This window comes from Planctomycetaceae bacterium (assembly GCA_041398825.1).
In the GTDB taxonomy this organism is placed as follows: Bacteria; Planctomycetota; Planctomycetia; order Planctomycetales; family Planctomycetaceae; genus F1-80-MAGs062.
The window spans coordinates 143,508-163,296 of the sequence record JAWKTX010000010.1 but is presented as its reverse complement, the minus strand read 5'-3'; the positions used below and the strand labels follow the sequence as shown (position 1 = coordinate 163,296).

The following is a 19,789-nucleotide window of genomic DNA, read 5'->3' as shown; positions in this document are numbered from 1 at the left end:
TGAACAGAATTGTCCGACCTGGAACGAGGTCACAAAGTGGATGCGCCTGATGGGATCATTGGCGGTCGTTTCGAGATCCTGGTCAGCAAGCAACAGTGATGACGAATGCTGGTGGCGGAGTTTTCTGATGCTGCGCAGGGAATCCAGGCTGGATCGTTGCTATTTGATTCGTTTGGCCGAACCCGACATGAATGTGATCCATTTGCCGTCTGGTCCCAGCATCCGTGACGACATCAGAATTTCGTCGGCTGACGTGAATTCATACACGTCCTGAAACTGGGTCAACTTGCCGGCTTCCATAAAATTTGGACCTTCGGCATTCAGGGTCAGGGTTGTGTTCGATGGATCAACAGTTCCCTCGTATTTCCACATGAAAGCGGTCATCGAATCGATCCACGTGCCGACATATTTCTTTTTGTTTTCGTCGTAGCCGATCGTCTGAATGCAGGTCATCGGGGCACCTGACATCTCGCCCGTCATCTCATTGAGAATCCAGAATCCGCCGAGCGATCGTGACGACATCTTCCAGTGACACTCCATCGCCGGCTGGCCCGGAATCATGGTGGCTTTGGATTCGGTGGCCCATTCCCCTGTGAACTTCTGGAGCCAGTTGTGTTGCTGAGCTGGCGTCGGAAATGCTGAAGCTTCCTGACCGATGGCTGCCGTGTGCATGCAGAACAGAGTCAGAATAGATGCTGTCAGGATCATGTTTTTCATTTCCGGATCTCCCAATGAAAAAGTTGCAAATGTCGGTCCCTGCGGGTTATCGCAGAACCCCAGGTCACGGTGTAGGCTGTGTTGGAATTCGTGAGAAGTGCCCCGACTTCCGGAATGCCGGCAGTTTATCTGTCCGTTGAAAAACCGGGACCGGCACGCGGGACGACTGGAAACCATCGTGTTTTACGGTCTCCTGCTCAAGCCAGTTCCGTTCTTTAACAGGCTGTCAGGCTCGGAAAAGAAGAATCCGGCAATCAGCTGATACACAGTTTCGGGCAGGACAGGCCGAATTGCATTTGCTACAACCCGGCGGGTCGGACGTGAACAAGTTGGTGCACAGTAACCGTCGGGGCCTATTCGTGCGAAGGGGACAACAGTGTCGGAAGTGTTAGACAGTTTTCAGATTGAATGGCATGGCAATACCGTTGTGGTGAAACCAGCTTCCAGTGTGGAATCGCTGAACTGGGACCTGGTTGAGCAGGCTGCTGATCTCGTCATGGAGCCACTTGCGACGCAGGAAGCCCCCATGGTGATTGTCGACCTGAGCAGTGTGGGATACTTTGGTTCGGTGTTTCTTGCGTTGCTGCTTCGATGCCACAAATTCGTGAAGAAAAAAGGCGGCGAGTTGGTGCTGTGTGGTGCCAGCCAGATGGCTCTGGAGCTTCTTCGCATTACCGCTCTCGACACCATCTGGGCCATCTACGACACACGCGAAGAAGCCATGCAGGCCTTGTTGTCTTAGTAGCAGCCATCGGCCATGCAGTGCTTTCGCTTAGCAGCTTGTTGAGAAAACGGGACTGGCTTGAGCAGGAGACCATAAAACACGACGGTTTCCAGTCGTCCTGCGTGCCTGTCCTGGTTTTTCGGCGGACAGTTAGGGTGCACACAGGTTGTATGAAACAGACCATGGTTTTCGGGCGTATGTGTTGTTGCGCAGGGGAGCACGAATCAACCTGCGGCTGTCTTTATGACCAGCTTTGCATGTCCTGGCGAAGGCAGTGGGAGACCGGCTGGTATTCCGGGGCCACAACAGAATTGGACGTCATTTCTTCAGGACAGGCATCACCAGTCATCACGAACGGACCAAACGAAAGGATTCCACCGGCATGAAGAGGCGACCTCACATCAGGCATTCTGATGTTTCCGAAGCAAGCGTGATTGAGCATCTGAACGAACCCCGTCAGCACTCAGAACTCATCGAAGAAATCAAAACGACGGCAGACAAGTTGCAGGCCGATGGAGCAACCCGGGGCGACCTGAAAATTCTCAGCCGCGCACTTCGTGAACTGCGATATGCGTTTAAGGTCTTTACCCCCTATCGCAAAAATCGCAAAGTCTCGGTTTTTGGTTCTGCCAGGACGCGACCGGACGACAGAAACTGGAAGCAGGCGGAGGATTTCGGGAGACGTATGGCGAGCGAAGGATGGATGGTGGTCACGGGGGCCGGCGGTGGCATCATGGAAGCCGCTCACCATGGCTGTGGTCGTGAAATGGCCATGGGTCTGAACATCATGCTTCCGTTCGAACAGGAGGCAAACCCGGTTATCGCGGGTGATCCCAAGCTGGTGAATCTGAAGTACTTCTTCACTCGAAAACTCATGTTTGTGAAAGAGGTACACGCCGTTGTGGGATGTCCGGGAGGTTTCGGGACGCAGGATGAAGCGTTCGAAACTCTGACGCTGGTGCAAACGGGCAAACGCGATCTGATGCCGATTGTCCTGCTGGATGAACCGGGGGGAACGTATTGGTCCGGCTGGCTGAACTATGTTCGCGCAGAACTTCTGGACAAAGGTATGATTTCACCGAGCGATCTTTCGCTTTTCAAAGTGACGGACGATGTTGAAGAAGCTGTTGATGAGGTGATTGGTTTCTACAATGTCTACAACAGCATGCGATTTGTCCGTGATCAGTTGGTGCTTCGACTGCACTTTGAGCCGACCGATGAGTTTGTCGTTCGTCTGAATGATGAATTTGCGGATGTTTGCCAATCCGGTCAAATTGAAAAGACAAACGCTCATCCGCATGAATTTGATGATGAGCATCTCGTTGATCTGCCTCGACTGGCGTTAAACTTCGATCGCAAAGCGGTCGGTCGACTGCGGGAAATGATTGATGTGATCAACCGTGAACTGGAATGCAGTTCCGTCCCTGCCGATTCCGAATAGCCCTTCTTTTTGCTCGGAGTGCTTCCATGCGTCCGTTGTCTCTTCTCACTGCCAATCCGGTGTTTCCTCGCATTTCTACGGCCGCATCACTCGCCGTTATCGCTTCGATTTTGTTTGTCGGCTGCGCAAATGAGGAGTCTACTGGCGGTTCCGAGAATGCAGAGTTCACAATTGACGCAGAGTCAGCTGCGCCTGCATCGATGGATGAAGCGTCAGACAGTTTCAAATTTATCGAACCGCCACTGACGAGTGACGAGATCCGGGAGGGATGGATCAGCCTGTTCGATGGCAGCACGCTGTTTGGCTGGGACGTTCCGAACGAATCCAACTGGCATGTGGAAGATTCCGCGATCGTGGCGGACAGTGGCGACAAGAGCCTGCTGATGACTCCGTTTCGGTTTTCTGACTTTGAGCTGCGTTGTGACTTTCATCTGGCGGCGGGCGGGAACAGCGGTATATTCCTTCGCTGTGCCGATTCGGTGACGGACCCCTCTCGCGACACCTACGAATTGAACATTTGCGACACCCATGCCTCGCACAAGACAGGAAGTCTGGTTGGCAGACTCGCGGTGGCAGACGTTCCTGCTGTCGAAGGTGCCTGGCATACGTTTCGGGTTCATTGCGAAGGTGCTCGGATCCAAGTGTGGCTGGATGAGAAAGCCATCGTTGATTTTGTTGATGAATCCGATGCTGTTCGGCTGGGTGGAACCATTGGGCTGCAAATGAATGAAGGGCGAATCGCATTTCGAAATGTCTTTCTGAAGCCCGTCCAATCTCGTGACCTGTTCGATGGTCAGTCGACATCGGGCTGGAACGTTGTTCCAGGATCAAAAAGCAAGTTCGAAATTGTCGATGGATCGATTCATGTGACGGATGGGCCGGGTTTCCTGGAAACCACCGATGCGTTTGACAACTTTCTGCTGCACGTCGAAGCACGGACCAATGGTGATGGATTAAACAGTGGTGTTTTCTTTCGCGCGATGAAGGGGACAGAGGAAGCACCATCGCATGGATACGAAATGCAGATTCAGAATGCCTGTATCGATGGTGACCGCACAAAACCCGCAGACTCCGGGTCCGGGGCGATTTTCCGTCGGGTGGCCGCACGTTATGTTGTGGCTGACGATCATGAGTGGTTCACAGAAACCCTGATCGCTCAGGGAGATCGAATCGCAACCTGGGTCAATGGTTATCAGGTTGTTGACTGGCAGGACACTCGCGATGACGACGATAACCCGCGAAAAGGTCGGAGGCTGGCTGCCGGCCATATCAGCCTGCAGGGGCACGACCCCACAACGGATTTGAATTTCCGAGTTATTCGAATCAGCGAACTTCCTTAGTTGCCCGACATCTTTCTGCTGCGAGGCGCGGCTCTATCCGATGGTATGTGCTTGCTGCGTTCGTCAAAATTACTTTTCTGACATCAGGTGAGCATCGAACCAGTCGGCAAAGGCGATGATGTCCAGTACCATCGTTGGCCATCCATGGCCTTTGCCGGGGCGAATTTCGAAGCGAACGTTGCAATTGTGTTGACTAGCTTCTTTGACAAATCGCTCGGACTGATCAATCGGAACGAGCGTGTCGGCGTCGCCGTGGACGATCATCGTTGGTGGCATCATCGGCGTAATGTGATAGATCGGTGACAGTTCCCGTCCCAGCTTCTTCCAGGAACTCATCTCCTGTGCCAGCGGCCCGAACCCCCGCTTAAAACTCCGTGGTGGTCCTCCGTCGCCCGTGTCTTCTGTTGAGCCCTTCAGATTCAGCAGGTCTGTCGGCGGATAAAAGCATGCAACGCACTGCACCTGGCTGGACTCTCGTTCGACAGGATCGGCGGCCTCTGAATTTCCGGCATCTCCACATGTTCCAATCATGAGTGAAAGATGTCCGCCGGAACTACCACCAATAACGCCCAGTCGGTCTGGGTTAACGTGGTAGTCGGCAGCATGATGACGGATAAATCGAACGGATCGCTGGACATCCGCCACAATATCTCCAATCAGACATTCGGGCTGTGAGAGATGTTGTACGGCAAACACCGTATACCCTCGCCGAACAAACGGGGCGAACATGAAGGGGCGAACAGAATCTGGGCCTGATTTCCAGCCGCCGCTCACCATGAGTATGACACCCGCACCATTGGGCTCCGGTGGCTGAAAGACATTCAGGACGAGATCTTTGGAGTCACGCTGACCGTAGACAATGTCTTCAGACCGAACGCTCTCCGCCTGAAACCACCACCAATAAACACCGAAGGCGATCACTGCGATAACGGTACCCATCAGGGTTCCCCAAAGCACCAGTCGAGTCATCTGCGATTTCTTTCTGTGTTTGCTGCGTGAATTCGGCGGTCGAATCACTCTGCTCAGGAAGCAGAATGACTTCGCCCGGGATGAATCTGTTTCTTCGCGAACAGGGCATCCATTCAGACATCGCTGTTCGCCATAATGCCCAGCCGTTTGCTCTGGTTGTCCAGGGTATCGGTGTCAACAAGGTATCCGTGTCAACAGGGTCAACAAGGTGTTGGTGGTAAATACAGTGACTGGTCATTAAACACCGAATAGACTTATGATCGCCGCTGGAAAGACGTATCATGAGACATTGAAGAGACCTTGAAATTGTCCTGGCATCTTTGCCATCCGGTAGAGCAAACGCAATGCATCCATTCTGGCAGCAACAGCTACTTTTCCAAACCCGTCGTCATTTCCTTCAGGCTTCAGGTCTGGGACTTGGCTCCATGGCACTGAGGTCCATGCTGGGAGCGACGTATGCGGAGGACAGACTGAATTCCGAATCGGGAATATCGAACAGTGGAGCTCCCGAGTCGCCCAAACAGCCGATGATCGAGCCGAAAGCCCGATCGGTCATCTACCTTCATATGGCGGGGTCACCATCACAGCTTGAGCTGTTTGACCATAAACCAGCCCTGCAGAAATTTCATAACAAGGAATGTCCTCAGGAGTACCTTGAAGGTAAGCGATTCGCATTCATCAAGGGCGTGCCCAGGATGCTTGCCGGTCAATTCCGGTTTGACCAGCATGGGCAGGCCGGTCAATGGGTGAGTGAGCTGCTGCCGAAGTTTGCGGCAGTCGCAGATGAAACCTGCATCATTCGCAGCCTCAACACCGATCAATTCAATCACGCACCCGCCCAGTTGCTGCTGCACACCGGACAGCCAAGACTGGGCAATCCAGCGATGGGGAGCTGGGTCACGTATGGTCTGGGCAGCGAGAGTCAGGATCTTCCCGGATTTGTCGTGCTGGCTTCAGGTGGAAAAACGCCCAGCGCTGGTAAATCACTTTGGGGATCGGGATTCCTTCCAACCGTCTATCAGGGCGTCCAGTGCCGTACGACCGGCGACCCGGTACTGTATTTGTCGGACCCGGCGGGAATGAATCGCGCGCTTCGCAGAAAGTCTCTGGATGCAATTCGGGATCTTAACGAAATGCAGTTTGCACAAATTCGTGACAGTGAAACACAGACCCGCATTTCGCAATACGAACTCGCCTATCGCATGCAGGCATCGGTGCCTGAGGTCATGGACATTAGTCGCGAGCCGAAACATATTCTGGAACTTTATGGTGCGATTCCGGGCCATTCTTCTCCCGCCGAATCCGCTGACGACCCCCGGGTACTTTACAAGGGCGATGACCCTACATTTGCTAACAACTGCCTTCTTGCGCGCAGGCTCGTGGAGCAGGGTGTACGATTCGTGCAGTTGTATGATTGGGGCTGGGATCATCACGGCAGTTCTCCCGGAGAATCGATCGATGAAACACTTCCGATCAAAGCTCGGCAAATTGATCGCGCTATGGCTGGTCTGCTCACGGATCTGAAGCAACGGGGACTGCTGGAATCAACGCTCGTCGTCTGGGGTGGAGAATTCGGCCGGACACCGATGATGCAGAACAATGTCCGAGACACGCTGCAGAAAGGATTTATCGGCCGCGATCATCATCCCTACGCCTTCACAATGTGGATGGCTGGCGGAGGAATTAAGCCAGGGACAGCGTTCGGGGCAACCGACGATATTGGCTACTACATCACAGAGAACCCGGTCGGCATTCGTGATCTGCAGGCCACCATTCTGAATCAGCTGGGAATTGATCCGTTCCGATTCAGCTACCCATATCAGGGACTCAACAATCGACTCATCGGGCCAACGAACGATGGGAAAGTGATTCAGGAAATCCTTTCCTCATCGAGCGTTGGTTAACCCGTTCCGTAATGGTCCGGTGAGTTCAGTTTCGAGTGTTACACCACTGCATTGGCCACCATGGATCCCGCCAGGGGCTTGCCCGCACCTTCGTTTTCATCAAACAGCATCTGAAGCAGCAGTTCCGGCGGCATTAATAGTTCAGCAACAGATGGCACAACAATATCGGGACGGTAGGCAAAGTTAGCGAGGTCACTTTGGCTTGTCGTTCCGGAGAGAACAAGCACCGTTCGATATCCCAGCTGCACACCACCAAGGATGTCGGTGTCCATGGTGTCGCCAATCATGACCGTGTCCGAAGCATCCAGCCCCAGTTCCTTTCTTGCAGCCCGCATCATTACCGGACTCGGTTTTCCAACACTGAATGCCGTGACTCCCGTGGCTTTTTCAAGCAGTGCGACAATTGCACCGCACCCCGGTCGCGTTCCGTTCTGCGTGGGGCAATTGGGATCCAGATTCGTTGCGATCAGCTTGGCTCCACCAAGGACAAGCTGAACAGCATGCTCAACCATTTCAGAAGAAAGCGTTCGACCTTCTCCCACCACGACATAGTCCGGATTGGAATCAACAATCGAATATCCGTTTCGGTGCAGAGCGTTCAGTAGCCCTCCCTCTCCAATCACGAAGGCGGTTCCGTTTGCTTTTTGTCGCGCCAGGAATCTTGCCGTTGCCATCGCACAGGTGAAGACGTGTTGTTCACGAATCGGGATCCCCATTCGGTTGAGCCTGGTGGCCACGTCGCGTCGTGTCCGCTGACTGTTGTTTGTCAGGAACAGAAACGGAATGTCATTTTCCAGCAACTGCAGAATGAATTCCTGTGCCCCCGGAATGAGCTGGCTACCTCGATAAATCACACCATCCATGTCAATCAAAAAGCCTGCGGTCATTGTTCCTCAATCTCCTGTGGTTGAATTCGTATCAGCGATGGATTCCCGCCAAACGCTTCGCTGGCGTTACAAGCAACTGTTGTTCCGACGCTTCACAACATCATTTCCTGTGGAAACAAAAAGACCGATGCAGACGTCATAATCGTGTCTCAAACTAATGCCAGCCGTCGGGAAACGGGTCGAGCAGACGTGGTCGGGGGGCGGCCTATGGGAGTGAAACATTCCCGAATGGCTGGTGCTGCGGTCCTCGATTCCGGGAAGCCATCGCAGGAAAAGGGCATCGCGCGATCCCCGACAGGCCTGGAAATGTGGCAACTGCCAACGGTTTGGGCGGGCCAGCCCGGTAACGCGGCCTGGAACGATGGACACCTATGGTCCTGATAGGGAAATCCCGATTCCCGGACGGCTGCTCTTAAACCTTGCGAACCCATGCAGGTGAGCCCACAATTGCCTGCCTGCATTCCTTTCAATCGTCTGAACCTCAATAGAATTGCCATGTTGCATCGATCGGAAAACTGATGCTCCGGCAAGTCTCTCGTGTTGGGCAATGCCGCATTGGCTCTCTCGGAGTTGATCTGAGACGCCATGAACCTGAACAAAACCGTCAAACTTAACCTCGAAGCGTGGCACCATGGCGAACAAGACTTACCTGGCCGTCGATCTGGGCGCTGAAAGTGGCCGAGTCATGGCTGGTCACTTCGATGGATCGACAGTTCGTCTTCAGCAGATCCATCGGTTTCAGAACGGCCCGGTGCGGTTGGGTAATACTCTTCGATGGAATCTGGTTGGCCTCTGGACCGAAATTCAGAACGGTTTGCGAGAGGCTGCCGCCCAGGTTGGCAATTCGGCTGTATCAGTGGGGGTCGATACCTGGGGTGTCGACTATGTCCTGATGAACCGCAACGACGAAATGCTTGGTCAGCCCTGGAATTATCGGGACGCGCGCACAGAAGGCATGTTGCAAAAAGCATTTCAACGTGTGCCCAGAGCAGAGATCTTTGGACAGACGGGTTTGCAGTTCATGCAGATCAATTCGCTGTACCAGTTGCTTGCCATGTGCGAACGGGATCCGGAGCTTCTGGCACTGGCGGAACGATTTCTGATGATTCCCGACTACTTTCACTGGTGCATGTCTGGTAGTCGAGTTGTCGAGTTCACAAATGCAACAACTTCGCAGATGCTGAATGCCACCACGCGCACCTGGGCGGTGGACATGCTCCGCAAGTTTGATTTGCCTGTGTCCATGCTTCCTGAGATTGTCGCGCCGGGTACGCGATTGGGAACCCTTCGGAAGGATATCGCTGATTCAACGGGACTTGGCCGGCTCAACGTCGTTGCGCCAGCCACGCATGACACTGCGTCAGCTGTTGCGGCCATACCGACGGCGAACACGGGTCGACCTGACTGGGCGTATATCTCCAGCGGGACATGGTCCCTAATGGGAGTGGAAGTTCAGAATGCCGTCCTGACGGAAGAAGCGCTGCATTACAACGTCACCAACGAAGGTGGAATCGACGGCACTTACAGATTACTCAAGAACATCATGGGATTGTGGCTGATCCAGCGATGCAAGCTGGCGTTCGAACAACGCGGGCGTCAATTCGATTATGGATCACTCACGCAGTTGGCCATTGATACAACGCCGTTTCGTTCGCTGATTGATCCGGACCGCGCTGAATTCCTCGATCCTACGGACATGACGGATGCGATTTCGGCAGAGTGCCGAAGAACAAATCAGCCAGTGCCCGAGACAGAAGGGCAGTTCATTCGGTGCATCCTGGAAAGCCTCGCGCTGAAGTACCGAATGGTCCTGGGATGGATGGAACAGCTGACGGGAGTTCCGATCTCTGTGATTCATATTGTCGGTGGCGGCACGCAGAATCAACTGTTGAACCAATTTACCGCAGACGCCTGCGGGCGGCCTGTCTTTGCCGGACCTGTGGAAGCCACAGCACTTGGCAACGTCCTTGTTCAGGCGCGTGCGGCGGGAGATCTGGGGTCACTGAGCGAAATACGAGACGTTGTTCGCAGGTCGGAAGCCATCACCGAATATTCGCCAAAACATACGGAATCGTGGAATGAAGCCTGGGAGCGCTTCCGAGTGATTTGCGAAAAGTAAGGTTCTGCCCCGGTCGTGCCGATAGTGACCGGGGAGCGGGTGAATTTGCACGATATCTCTTCTTCGACTGAAACAAAGCAGCAATCGTCATGGGCCTCTTCGACAGACTCAAACGTGGTCTTGAAAAAACCAAGCAAATCCTCCGGACTGATGTTCGCGATTTGTTTCGTGCGGGGGAAATCCTGGACGAAAAGGTACTGGAAGAGTTTGAGGGACGCTTGATTCGCACGGATATGGGGTTTGCTGCTGCCACGCGGATTACTGAACGAATTCGAAACGAACATGGTGGTCGCACCGTTGATGTCGATGCCGTCTGGCAAACTGTGCGAGATGAATTAACGGACCTGCTGAAGGGAAATGAAGCTGTCATCCGGGATCCGAAAGACCCACTCTCTCCGCTTGCAAAAGCCGCGTCCGGGCCAACCGCCATTCTTGTTGCGGGCGTCAATGGAGTTGGGAAGACAACCTCCATCGCAAAGATTACCAACCTGTTGCAAAAAAGCGGCCAGAAAGTCGTTCTTGCTGCCGGAGATACGTTTCGAGCGGCTGCGGTTGAGCAGTTAACGATGTGGAGCGAACGGCTGGGGTGTGAGATTGTCCGGAAAGAAAGTGGATCCGATCCGGCCGCGGTGGCCTACGAAGGCTGTCAGAAAGCCGTCGAAACGGGAGCCGACTACGTCATCATTGACACCGCAGGTCGACTTCAGACGCAGAAGAACCTGATGGATGAACTCGACAAGATTCGCCGGGTGATGCAGAAAGTCATTCCCGAAGCTCCGCACGAGAGCCTGCTTGTCCTCGATGCAACAACAGGACAAAACGGACTCATACAGGCGAAGAGTTTTTCTCAGGCGGTTCGCTGCACTGGTCTGGTGCTCGCAAAACTGGACGGAACGGCTCGGGGTGGTGTGGTTGTTGCGATCCGCCAGGAAATGGGCATTCCAGTGAAGTACATTGGGGTCGGAGAGCAGGTCGACGATCTGGAACTGTTCGATCCGACAAGCTTCGTGGATGCGCTGTTCACAAAATAATCTGCCGTGTTTAGCCGGCATGAATCGCAGCTTCCAGCATTTCTGAAAGTTTGGCGACACCGTCCGAATTACCAAAAGCAAATAGTTTGTCTCCTGGTTCAATCTTCAGGTGCCCGGGTGGCGGAAAGAATTTTTCCCCCGAACTACGACAGACCCCAAGGAGCATGATTCCGGAATCCCGCAGTCCGGTTTCGCTGAGCTTTTGCCCGACCAGTTTGCATGCATCCGGCACGACAACATCGGCAATCTCCCAGTCAACGCCCTGAGACTCTGTGACTTCGACAAAGTTTTCGATGCTTGGTGAAAGCATGAATCGGGCCATGCGGATGGCGCCGGATGAGAACGGATTCATCACGCGGGTTGCACCCGCCTGCAGGATTTTCTGAGCTGCCCGGTCGTCGCTGGCTCTCGCAACGATCGGCAGCCGGGGATTTAACAGTCGAGCGGACAGAACAACGTACATGTTGTCCGCGTCTGTTGGCAGCACGGTTGTGAGTCCCCGGGCTCGACGAATTCCCGCTCGTTCAAGAATTTCGTCCTGCGACGAATCCCCTTTTACAAACAACCACTTGTTTGAGTGGAATTCTTCGTCCAGCACTTCTTCGTCCTGATCAATGACCACGAACGATTGCCTGCGGGAATGCAGGTATTCGCACAGCGTGGATCCCATTCTGCCGTAACCACACACAATGAAATGATTGGCGGTCTTATCAATCAGCGAATCCATGCGGCGCTGCTCCCAGTATCGCTGCAGGTCTGCATTGACCAGCAGCTGCCCAAACTGAAACGCACTGTAAGTGAATAACCCCAGACCAAATCCGAGGTAGCAGATAATGAATAGCTTAACGCTCGGAGTCATTGGGTCTGGTTCGGCATAGCCAACCGTCGTCAGCAGGATGACGGCGTGGTAGAACGAATCCAGCAGATCCATGTCCGTCAGAAGATGGAGGCAAACCGCTCCGATCAGCAACAATGCAAAAATCAGCAACGGTATTTGCATGAGTCTTCGCATTGGAAAACGCCCCTGACACACGCAATCCGGAAGTCTTCAAACTCCCGAAACACTGGAACCACAGATGAAATCGGGCTGGAGTGTGCTGCATTTCTGCCGTTTCTGCCAGTCGACTCCCTCTTTTCTCATCAGGACTTTCACGTTGACCCAATCGGCGGTTTTCGCGAGCATCCGAACATGCGAATTCTGCTTGCCTTCATCCTGATTCAGATCTCGCTGCCGACCGGCATTGCGAATGGTGACGGACGCTGGGTGGTTCAGGAAAAGCGAGACTCAGTCGAATTCTATTCGGAGTTTGCGGTTAATCTTCCCGAAGTCTGGCGACACTTGCAGGACGTTCGCGACGAACTGGACCGTGAATTAGGCGTCCAGCCGGTTGACGCCTCCACTCAGATCATCTTGTTCTCCAGTCGCTCGCGGTTCCTGCAGTACCTTTCGGCAAAAATACCGGAAGCAAGATCCCGCAAGGCGATTTTTTATCGCAATGACGACGTGTTTCAGATCTATGCCTATCGCAGCAACGCCCTGATCACTGATCTCAGACACGAATACACCCACGCAATTCTTCATCAACATCTGCCATTTCTTCCCCTGTGGCTGGATGAAGGACTGGCTGAGTACATGGAAGAACCGGCGAGCCAGCGAGACAAGTCGGCCAGGCTGTCAGCTGTGAAATGGAAATCCAGGGTGGGCTGGTCGCCATCACTTTCAGAACTTGAGGCCATTCCGTCGGCCCCTGCAATGACCGAAGACGACTATCGCGACAGCTGGGCCTGGGTAACGTTTCTTCTGACGGATTCCGAAAACACGCAGAATCTGCTGAAAGAGCACCTCGATGTGATTGCAAGGGGCGGTGCACCACCAGCTTTCTCACACGTTTTGGGACAAAATGATCCCAGTGCACAAAATCGAATAAACTCCTATTTCCGCCGTTTTCGTTTTTCGCTACTTTCGAACAGAGATAGGTAGTCGGGGTGGCCCATCTTTCAACCTGACTTCTGATGCCTATGTCTTTCCTTTCTGAATCACCGGTTCTCCAACCTCTCACCTTCTGGCTGGCCTGTTCCTGTCGTTCCTCGTCCGTGACCCCTGAGGCGTACCGTCTCTGAGGGTTTGCTGGCAGGGTGAACAGGATTCTGTCGGCTCTCGCCTCTTGTTCAAGGACACGAATCAATGACTACCCGAAACAGCTCACTCAGAAAGTTTGCAGCGACACTGCTCACGTTGTCACTTGCTGCTCAATCGACGCTTTCCACCGTCGTGGCATCTGAACCCGCTCCCATCAATCGCGTTCAGGACGTAGAACTGAGTGATGGGGGCGTATTGACCACGCGAGTGGTGAATCTGCAGGGCCAACCAGTTGCTGATGAGAAAGTTGCTGTTGTTTATCAGGGCAAGCAAATCGCAACCGCCGTTTCCGATAAAGACGGGTATGTTGCCGTCAAAGGTCTGCGACCCGGCGCTCATACTCTGGCGACATCGACCTTCACGGCCAGCTGTCGATTCTGGACAAAGAATTCTGCACCACCAGCCGCTGTGCAGGTGCCGGCACTTGTCTCTGATATGGACGTCGTTCGTGGTCAGTTTGGGGCATTCAATCTGCCAATGCTGGTTGTCGTCGGGGCCACGGTTGCATCGGGCATTATTGCCATTGATGCGAATGACGAAGCAAGCAAAGCACGAGATGAAGCAGCAGCCCTTCGTAAGCGTGTCGAAGTCCTCGAATCAGCAAGTCCGTAATCCGAAACAGCCGCAGCAGAGTACATCGCAGTTGATTGCGAGGTCCGCGGCGATGTTCCAGGTCAGACGAAAAAAGGAATGACGAGCGAAACTGCTCTTCATTCCTTTTTTGATGCGCCCCTCGGGCTTGTCTTCTGCATCCACAACTTCAGCAACCGATCTGTCGGCATGATTGAGATCGCCCCGTCGGTGCGGATGCGTGAGCGTTCATTCCGGGACCTTCGCGCAGGCGATCAGGATTCAGTAAGTTCGAGATATGGATCGAGTCCCATATTCTCATACTGCTCCAGACGCATCCGTTCCTGTTTCAACAACATCTTGCGCTGCTTCCGGTGCGTCTTCTCCAGAAATCGTTGCACCTTCCGAAAATACTGCAGCCAGGATCTTCCAAGTTCCTCCGACTTCCCGCCAGCGTTTTTTTGCTTTCGCATGACTTCGCGCGGTTCCCGACATCGCAACAATTCATCTTCCAGCGACAGAAAGAACTGATACGAACCGGGATCTCCCTGTCGCGCAGAGCGGCCCACCAGTTGTCGGTCGATCCGCATGGAACTATGTAACTCGGTGGCGATCACATGGAGGCCCCCGGCTTTGCGGACCTCATCTGACAGGAGAATGTCGGTACCACGCCCGGCCATATTTGTGGCGATAGTGACGCGTCCCGCATGCCCGGCATCTTCAACGATCGCCGCTTCCTGCTCATGAGACCGCGCGTTCAGTATCTGGTGCCTGATGCCGGCCGCTGATAATGACTTTCCAAGCGCCTCGGAGGCTTCCACTGACGGCGTGCCGATCAGAATAGAGCGACCGTCCTGGATCAGCTTTCGGACGTCGGCGATGATCGCTTCACGCTTTGCAGCCTGAGTCCGGAAAATCCGATAGGGTTTTTCACGACGAATACACTTTTTATTCGTCGGGATCTTCGTGACTTTCAATTTGTACGTCTTCTTCAGTTCGCTTGCCGCCGGCAAAGCGGTCCCGGTCATTCCCGACAAGTTTGTGTACTGACGAAAGAAGCTTTGCACCGTGATGCGGGCCGCCTCACCAGTGGCGGCGGTGATGGGCACCAGCTCCTTGGCTTCGATGGCCTGATGCAGACCATCCTGCCACTTGCGTCCATCCATGACGCGGCCGGTCCCTTCGTCGACGATCACAATCTTGTTATCAGCAATGACGTAGTCACGATCCTTTTCAAAGGCATGCTTTGCTGTGAGTGCTTTTTCAACCTGACTGTAAATTCGCTCGGTGTCCATCGAGCTCAGAAGAGAGGGTTTCGACATCAGCACAACTTTGCGACATCCATTGTCCGTCAACCAGGCACTCCGACGTTCGGGTTCGTAGACGTAATCAGCAATCGGTTCCAGCTGAAACGTGGCGCGGTTGCTCCAGCGGAACAGATTGACTGTTGCCGGATCATTGGGCTTGGTCAGACCGATGATCAGCGGCGTTCGCGCTTCATCAATCAGAATACTGTCGGCTTCGTCAATCAAAGCAAAATAGTGGCCCCGCTGGACCGGCGATTCTGCTCCCTCCATGGTGCGGACAAACTTTCTTAATTGCACACCGTCATCAACGCTGGCGCCTTTTCGCAGTCGATCTCGCAGAAAGTCGAACCCCATTTCCTTGGAAGTGCCGTAGGTGATGTCTGCTGCGTAATTCTCCCGACGTTCGTCCGGCTCCATTGCCTCCAGAATTTTGCCAACCGTCAGTCCAAGCTTCACATGCACCGGGCCCATGATTTCCGCATCGCGGTTGGCCAGATAATCATTGACGGTAATGACATGGCAGCCCTGGCCCGGCAGCGCGCGAAGAAAGGCCGGCATCGTTGCCGTCAGCGTCTTTCCTTCGCCGGTCTGCATTTCGGCGATGTGGCCCTCAAAAAGCGCGATGGCACCCATGATCTGCACTTCGAAATGCTGCATGCCAAGTACGCGGCGCGCTGATTCCCGAACAAGCGCATATGCTTCAGGTAACAACTTTTCCAGGGACGTTCCGGCTTTGGCCTCCCAGCGGATTCGACGTCCTGCGGTCATCAATTCTTCATCAGACAATGTGATCAGCGATTCACTGCGGCGAATGATATCCCGGGCCATCGAACGCCATCGCGAACGTCGAGCCGGCGCCGGCAGGAAGCCTGTCTTGGTCAGGTGTAGGATTTTTCCCGGGACACTCATCGAGGGTTGCTCTGTCCAGGCCAGTTGAAGGAAGGCATTGTGAGCTACATCGTTAAGAATTGCTCAACCCATGATAGTCGCGAAACTGATTTGCCAGTAGGCAGAAAGTTACCACCGCGACATCATGCAGGCGGTGCGGAGGTGCTGCAGTTTTTGCCGAACCAACCCGGCAAAACGGCGCAAATCAATATCCGGACTACTTTTGGTAGATCGGAAGATAGTGATACTTCACGGAGAGGCTGAGAACGGACATCGTCGTGCAGTAGACCGTTCCATGATTGCGCTCTTCTCCGTTCTCTGCCGTCCAGGAACCGTCCGCAGCCTGTTTCTCGATCAGCATTGCCTGAACCAGTTCTCTCGCTGTTTCCGCATGCTCCCCGCCACGCTGATACATCCCCTGAGCGTAATAGTAGGTGCCGTAGGAGCAGAAACGTTCTTTCCATTTGGGAGGATGGGTCAGAAGCCAGTCGGCAGCCCCGGCTACCAGCGGAGATTCGTATTCTCCACAAACCTGCATGGCGAGCAGGCCCGCAGCTGTCATCGTAAATGTGGGATGGTTGCGGTGTGGTTCGTAACAGAATCCGCTCGCCTGTTTTGTTGGCAGACCATTCTGATCCAAAGGAGATGCGTAGGATCTCCTGAGGTATTCCACGGCATCTGCAATGGCGGATGCCGGAACATCAAGGCCGTCATTCTTTGCTGATCGCAGTGCCATTAACTGCCAGACTGTCGCGGACAGATCGGAATCGTTTGAGTTGGGATTGTATCGCCAGCCCCCGCGGTAGTGCACCTGCTTACGTTCCTTCTGAGAGCTGAGTATGACATCAATCGCCTTCTGACAACGCCGATGAATCAGGGAATCCTGTTCCTCGTTCGCTCCCATGCCGATCATTTCGGTCAGCATCAGGGTGATGATCCCGTGACCATACATCCGGGAGCCATCTTTGCTGCCAAAATATCCTTTGTCATCAACACGATCGTCCCTCAATATGAAGGCGATGGCCTTTTGCATGGCTTTTCCCTCGGTTGATGAATCAACGGGCTGCACGCCAACACTGGCCATAGCCATGATGGCCAGGGCGGTCATGGTTGAGTCGTGAGCTTTGTCGAGGATCGCTCCATCTTCTCGTTGCTGACTCACAAGATAGCCAATGGCTTTGTCCACGGCCTGGTCAACCTGATCACGACTGAAGTCGTTTGCCGTGTCCTGCACCGACTGGCCAGTGGTGACCTCGACTTCATCGGCTGGTGAAACGGTCTGCGGCAAAGCAGCAATTAAAGAAACAGTGGCTGCAATTTGCTTGAGTCTGAGCCAGTCAAGGCGACAGTGTGATGGAGAATTCGGGAAGGAAAACATGACCCTATGACCGATGCATCAGGAAGCAGAAACAGGCGAATTGCGCCGCAACCAGCCGCCAAATCTCAGTCAGAGGCATTTTAGAAGACAGCTAACCGACGCGTTCGCGATCCATCAGCCGAATCAGGCCGGCAAGGCACGAGACGTTCATCTTACTCATTCCTTTGCCGCGATGCTTCTCTACCGTCTTGATGCTGATTCCCAGTTGAATTCCGATCGATTTATTGGTCGCTCCGTCATAAACCAGCCGAATGACTTCCTTCTCGCGATCTGATAGCCGTGAGTAATAAGTCTCTCCGTTTGGAAGAACTGGCGGAAGTGAATCTGAGGCTGACTCAGCGGATTCCAGCTGGCGGAATCCTTCTTCAACTGCCTGCAGCAATTGCGCTCGGTCGAATGGTTTATCAAGCACCGTAATCGCCCCAGCCTTCATCGCGGCAACCGCCAGGCTTGTGCGGGGAAATGCCGTTACCAGAATGACCCGAAACTGGTTCGTTCGATCCGCCACCTGCTGCTGCAGTTCTGTGCCTTCGACTTGTGGCATTACCTGATCGGTGACAATGACGCCTGGTGGCAATGAATTGACCTGCGCCAGGAAATCAGATGGCGATGTAAAACAAACGACGTCACATCCGGCCTGCTGAAGAATCATTTGAAGCACTTGAAGGACTGCAGCGTCATCATCAACCGCATAGACTCGCCGAATACCGCTCGTCGATCTTGCCAGAGGGTCTGAATTCATCGCCGTCTGGCTTCCTGCTGCGTTTTCTTCAATCATCTGCATGACCCGCTCCGGCACCCAAGGATTGGCTCTTTCCCATGCAAGCAAAACGTCCGTCAAACGGTTAGGTATCGAACTTGCAGCAGGATGCCAATGCCTGGGGGCGATTCGGTGTGTCAATTGAGGACAAGCCATCATGCAACCCATACAAAAGTACAGTTTATTCGTGCCGTTGAAATTGGGTTGAAGTCCCATGACTGAGGAAGGAATTATCGGGATTTCCGGATTTCCCTGTAATCGTGACGGTTAACTGACCGTCATCCTCGCGGCTCGGGTTTGTAGGTATCAGGACGTTGGAGCAGGAACAGGAAATTAACATGCCCGCGAGAAAAACGACCGCTCAGAGATCAACCCGATGTTCTTCGAACCGTGACCAACTTGAACAGCGAGTGCGTGAACATCTGGGTAACGAGATTCGGTTCGTCTACTCATCAGAGTTCGACACGATTGGACGAAGCGAAAAGCCCGTTCAGGAGGCGGAGCTTCTGATGCAGCGATTGCGATCGGACGCTCGTGAGGCGGATGCTCAGAGAGAAGCTCGCTCATTACCCGGCGACGAAGCTGTTCATCACCGCTACTGGACTGCTCCGGACCCTTTGCTGACATTTGAGGATGAGCAGGTCCTGTTTCGTGCGATGAATTTACTTCGTTTTCGAGCAAATCAGCTGCGGGCGAAATTGAGCGTATCGAAGTCCACGGTCCGCCAGCTGAACAAGATTGACTCGCTGCTGGATCATGCCGATCAGATTCGCGGGCAGCTTGTGCGTTCAAATTTGAGACTGGTTGGAAGTGTCGCTCGAAAATTCGCCATGAATGAAGTGGATGTTGATGAATTCAGCAGCGATGGATGCCTGATTCTGATGGGAGCCATTGATCGGTTTGACTACTCCCGCGGGTTTCGGTTTAGCACCTATGCAACCCATTCACTGCAACGTCATTACTACCGGGCGTGTCAGGTACGGTCCCGGCAGCGGCAACGGTTCTCGAATGGAATACTTGAGATTCTAAACGAAGTGCCGCAACTGGAGGTTGAACCGTCTCTGTGCGATGAACCCGACGCAATTGTCGTTGAACTCATGAACCAGGCGGAAGACATTCTTGACGTTCGAGAACACCGAATTCTGATGGATCGTTATGGACTGAATGTGAAGCAGCCCGCCCGAACCCTGCGCGAGATTGCTGAGGATCTGGGCATCTCTAAGGAACGTGTCCGTCAGCTTCAGATGAAAGCTCTGGATAAACTTCGAGGCTTGCTGGACCCGGACCGTCTCAATCTGGAGGTTGTGGCCGCCTGCTGATCCAGCAGACCTGAACTCAGCGAACAAAGGGCCGCCGCCACTGAACACAGTTGAAAGAGCAGACTCCCGTAAAGTTGTGTTTGCTGGGTTGGGTTGAGGCGGGGAGGGCGCGATCATTGCGGGGCCCCACCAGAGCTTACGGCTCACCGTAACCCGTGCGCTGCATCGTTGCTACCCATCTGCGTCTAATGCCCTCCTGGTTTGAGACGGGGACGCTGCTTTTCGTGATGGATCAACACCTGTCTTGCGTCTTTCGGAGCCACCGCCCTGAATCCGGGAAACGGAAACCGGCTAC

Annotated in this window: 17 protein-coding genes; 10 read left to right on the top strand and 7 right to left on the bottom strand. The window is 53.8% G+C overall.

Features of this window, described 5'->3' with window-relative positions:
- Positions 1–159: 159 nt before the first annotated feature.
- Positions 160–717 carry a DUF1579 domain-containing protein gene (locus tag R3C20_18400; GenBank protein MEZ6042475.1) on the bottom strand — a complete coding sequence of 186 codons (558 nt, stop codon included), beginning with the start codon at positions 715–717 and terminating at the stop codon, positions 160–162.
- Between the two features lie 376 nt (positions 718–1,093).
- On the opposite strand from R3C20_18400, the gene R3C20_18395 reads away from it, so the two are divergent.
- From R3C20_18395 to R3C20_18385, 3 genes are all read left to right on the top strand, one after another.
- The gene (locus tag R3C20_18395; protein MEZ6042474.1) at positions 1,094–1,459 is read left to right on the top strand and encodes an STAS domain-containing protein; all 366 of its coding nucleotides are present in this window, start codon (positions 1,094–1,096) and stop codon (positions 1,457–1,459) included.
- Positions 1,460–1,823: 364 nt separating this feature from the next.
- Positions 1,824–2,882, top strand: coding sequence for a TIGR00730 family Rossman fold protein (locus R3C20_18390; GenBank protein MEZ6042473.1), 1,059 nt, complete (start codon positions 1,824–1,826; stop codon positions 2,880–2,882).
- A 26-nt stretch (positions 2,883–2,908) separates the two neighbouring features.
- Positions 2,909–4,222, top strand: a complete 1,314-nt coding sequence (locus tag R3C20_18385; GenBank protein MEZ6042472.1) for a DUF1080 domain-containing protein — start codon at positions 2,909–2,911, stop codon at positions 4,220–4,222.
- A 69-nt stretch (positions 4,223–4,291) separates the two neighbouring features.
- Here the strand turns inward: R3C20_18385 and R3C20_18380 are convergent, their stop codons facing one another.
- The gene (locus tag R3C20_18380) at positions 4,292–5,191 is read right to left on the bottom strand and encodes an alpha/beta hydrolase (protein ID MEZ6042471.1); all 900 of its coding nucleotides are present in this window, start codon (positions 5,189–5,191) and stop codon (positions 4,292–4,294) included.
- Positions 5,192–5,616: 425 nt separating this feature from the next.
- On the opposite strand from R3C20_18380, the gene R3C20_18375 reads away from it, so the two are divergent.
- A complete protein-coding gene (locus R3C20_18375) occupies positions 5,617–7,095 on the top strand; it encodes a DUF1501 domain-containing protein (protein ID MEZ6042470.1) in 1,479 nt (492 codons plus the stop codon).
- A 38-nt stretch (positions 7,096–7,133) separates the two neighbouring features.
- On the opposite strand, the gene R3C20_18370 is transcribed toward R3C20_18375, so the two are convergent.
- Positions 7,134–7,982, bottom strand: a complete 849-nt coding sequence (locus tag R3C20_18370; protein MEZ6042469.1) for an HAD-IIA family hydrolase — start codon at positions 7,980–7,982, stop codon at positions 7,134–7,136.
- 144 nt (positions 7,983–8,126) lie between these two features.
- Between R3C20_18370 and R3C20_18365 the strand changes: the two genes are divergently transcribed.
- From R3C20_18365 to ftsY, 3 genes are all read left to right on the top strand, one after another.
- Complete coding sequence (locus R3C20_18365; GenBank protein ID MEZ6042468.1) at positions 8,127–8,363, top strand: hypothetical protein; 237 nt, start codon at positions 8,127–8,129, stop codon at positions 8,361–8,363.
- A gap of 250 nt (positions 8,364–8,613) precedes the next feature.
- Positions 8,614–10,101 (top strand): rhamnulokinase, encoded by a 1,488-nt coding sequence (rhaB, locus tag R3C20_18360; protein ID MEZ6042467.1) that lies wholly within the window; start codon positions 8,614–8,616, stop codon positions 10,099–10,101.
- Positions 10,102–10,190: 89 nt separating this feature from the next.
- Positions 10,191–11,132, top strand: a complete 942-nt coding sequence (ftsY, locus tag R3C20_18355) for a signal recognition particle-docking protein FtsY (protein ID MEZ6042466.1) — start codon at positions 10,191–10,193, stop codon at positions 11,130–11,132.
- Between the two features lie 10 nt (positions 11,133–11,142).
- Here the strand turns inward: ftsY and R3C20_18350 are convergent, their stop codons facing one another.
- The gene (locus tag R3C20_18350; protein MEZ6042465.1) at positions 11,143–12,144 is read right to left on the bottom strand and encodes a potassium channel protein; all 1,002 of its coding nucleotides are present in this window, start codon (positions 12,142–12,144) and stop codon (positions 11,143–11,145) included.
- Between the two features lie 177 nt (positions 12,145–12,321).
- On the opposite strand from R3C20_18350, the gene R3C20_18345 reads away from it, so the two are divergent.
- Entirely contained in the window at positions 12,322–13,113 is a 792-nt protein-coding gene (locus R3C20_18345) for a hypothetical protein (protein MEZ6042464.1), read from the top strand.
- A gap of 204 nt (positions 13,114–13,317) precedes the next feature.
- Complete coding sequence (locus R3C20_18340) at positions 13,318–13,884, top strand: hypothetical protein (protein ID MEZ6042463.1); 567 nt, start codon at positions 13,318–13,320, stop codon at positions 13,882–13,884.
- Positions 13,885–14,117: 233 nt separating this feature from the next.
- On the opposite strand, the gene R3C20_18335 is transcribed toward R3C20_18340, so the two are convergent.
- The 3 genes from R3C20_18335 to R3C20_18325 form a co-directional block, all read right to left on the bottom strand.
- Positions 14,118–16,058, bottom strand: coding sequence for a translocase (locus R3C20_18335; protein ID MEZ6042462.1), 1,941 nt, complete (start codon positions 16,056–16,058; stop codon positions 14,118–14,120).
- Positions 16,059–16,254: 196 nt separating this feature from the next.
- A complete protein-coding gene (locus R3C20_18330) occupies positions 16,255–17,415 on the bottom strand; it encodes a prenyltransferase/squalene oxidase repeat-containing protein (protein ID MEZ6042461.1) in 1,161 nt (386 codons plus the stop codon).
- A gap of 91 nt (positions 17,416–17,506) precedes the next feature.
- Complete coding sequence (locus R3C20_18325) at positions 17,507–18,199, bottom strand: response regulator (protein ID MEZ6042460.1); 693 nt, start codon at positions 18,197–18,199, stop codon at positions 17,507–17,509.
- A 314-nt stretch (positions 18,200–18,513) separates the two neighbouring features.
- Between R3C20_18325 and R3C20_18320 the strand changes: the two genes are divergently transcribed.
- Positions 18,514–19,494, top strand: coding sequence for a sigma-70 family RNA polymerase sigma factor (locus R3C20_18320; protein ID MEZ6042459.1), 981 nt, complete (start codon positions 18,514–18,516; stop codon positions 19,492–19,494).
- The last annotated feature ends 295 nt before the right edge of the window (positions 19,495–19,789 follow it).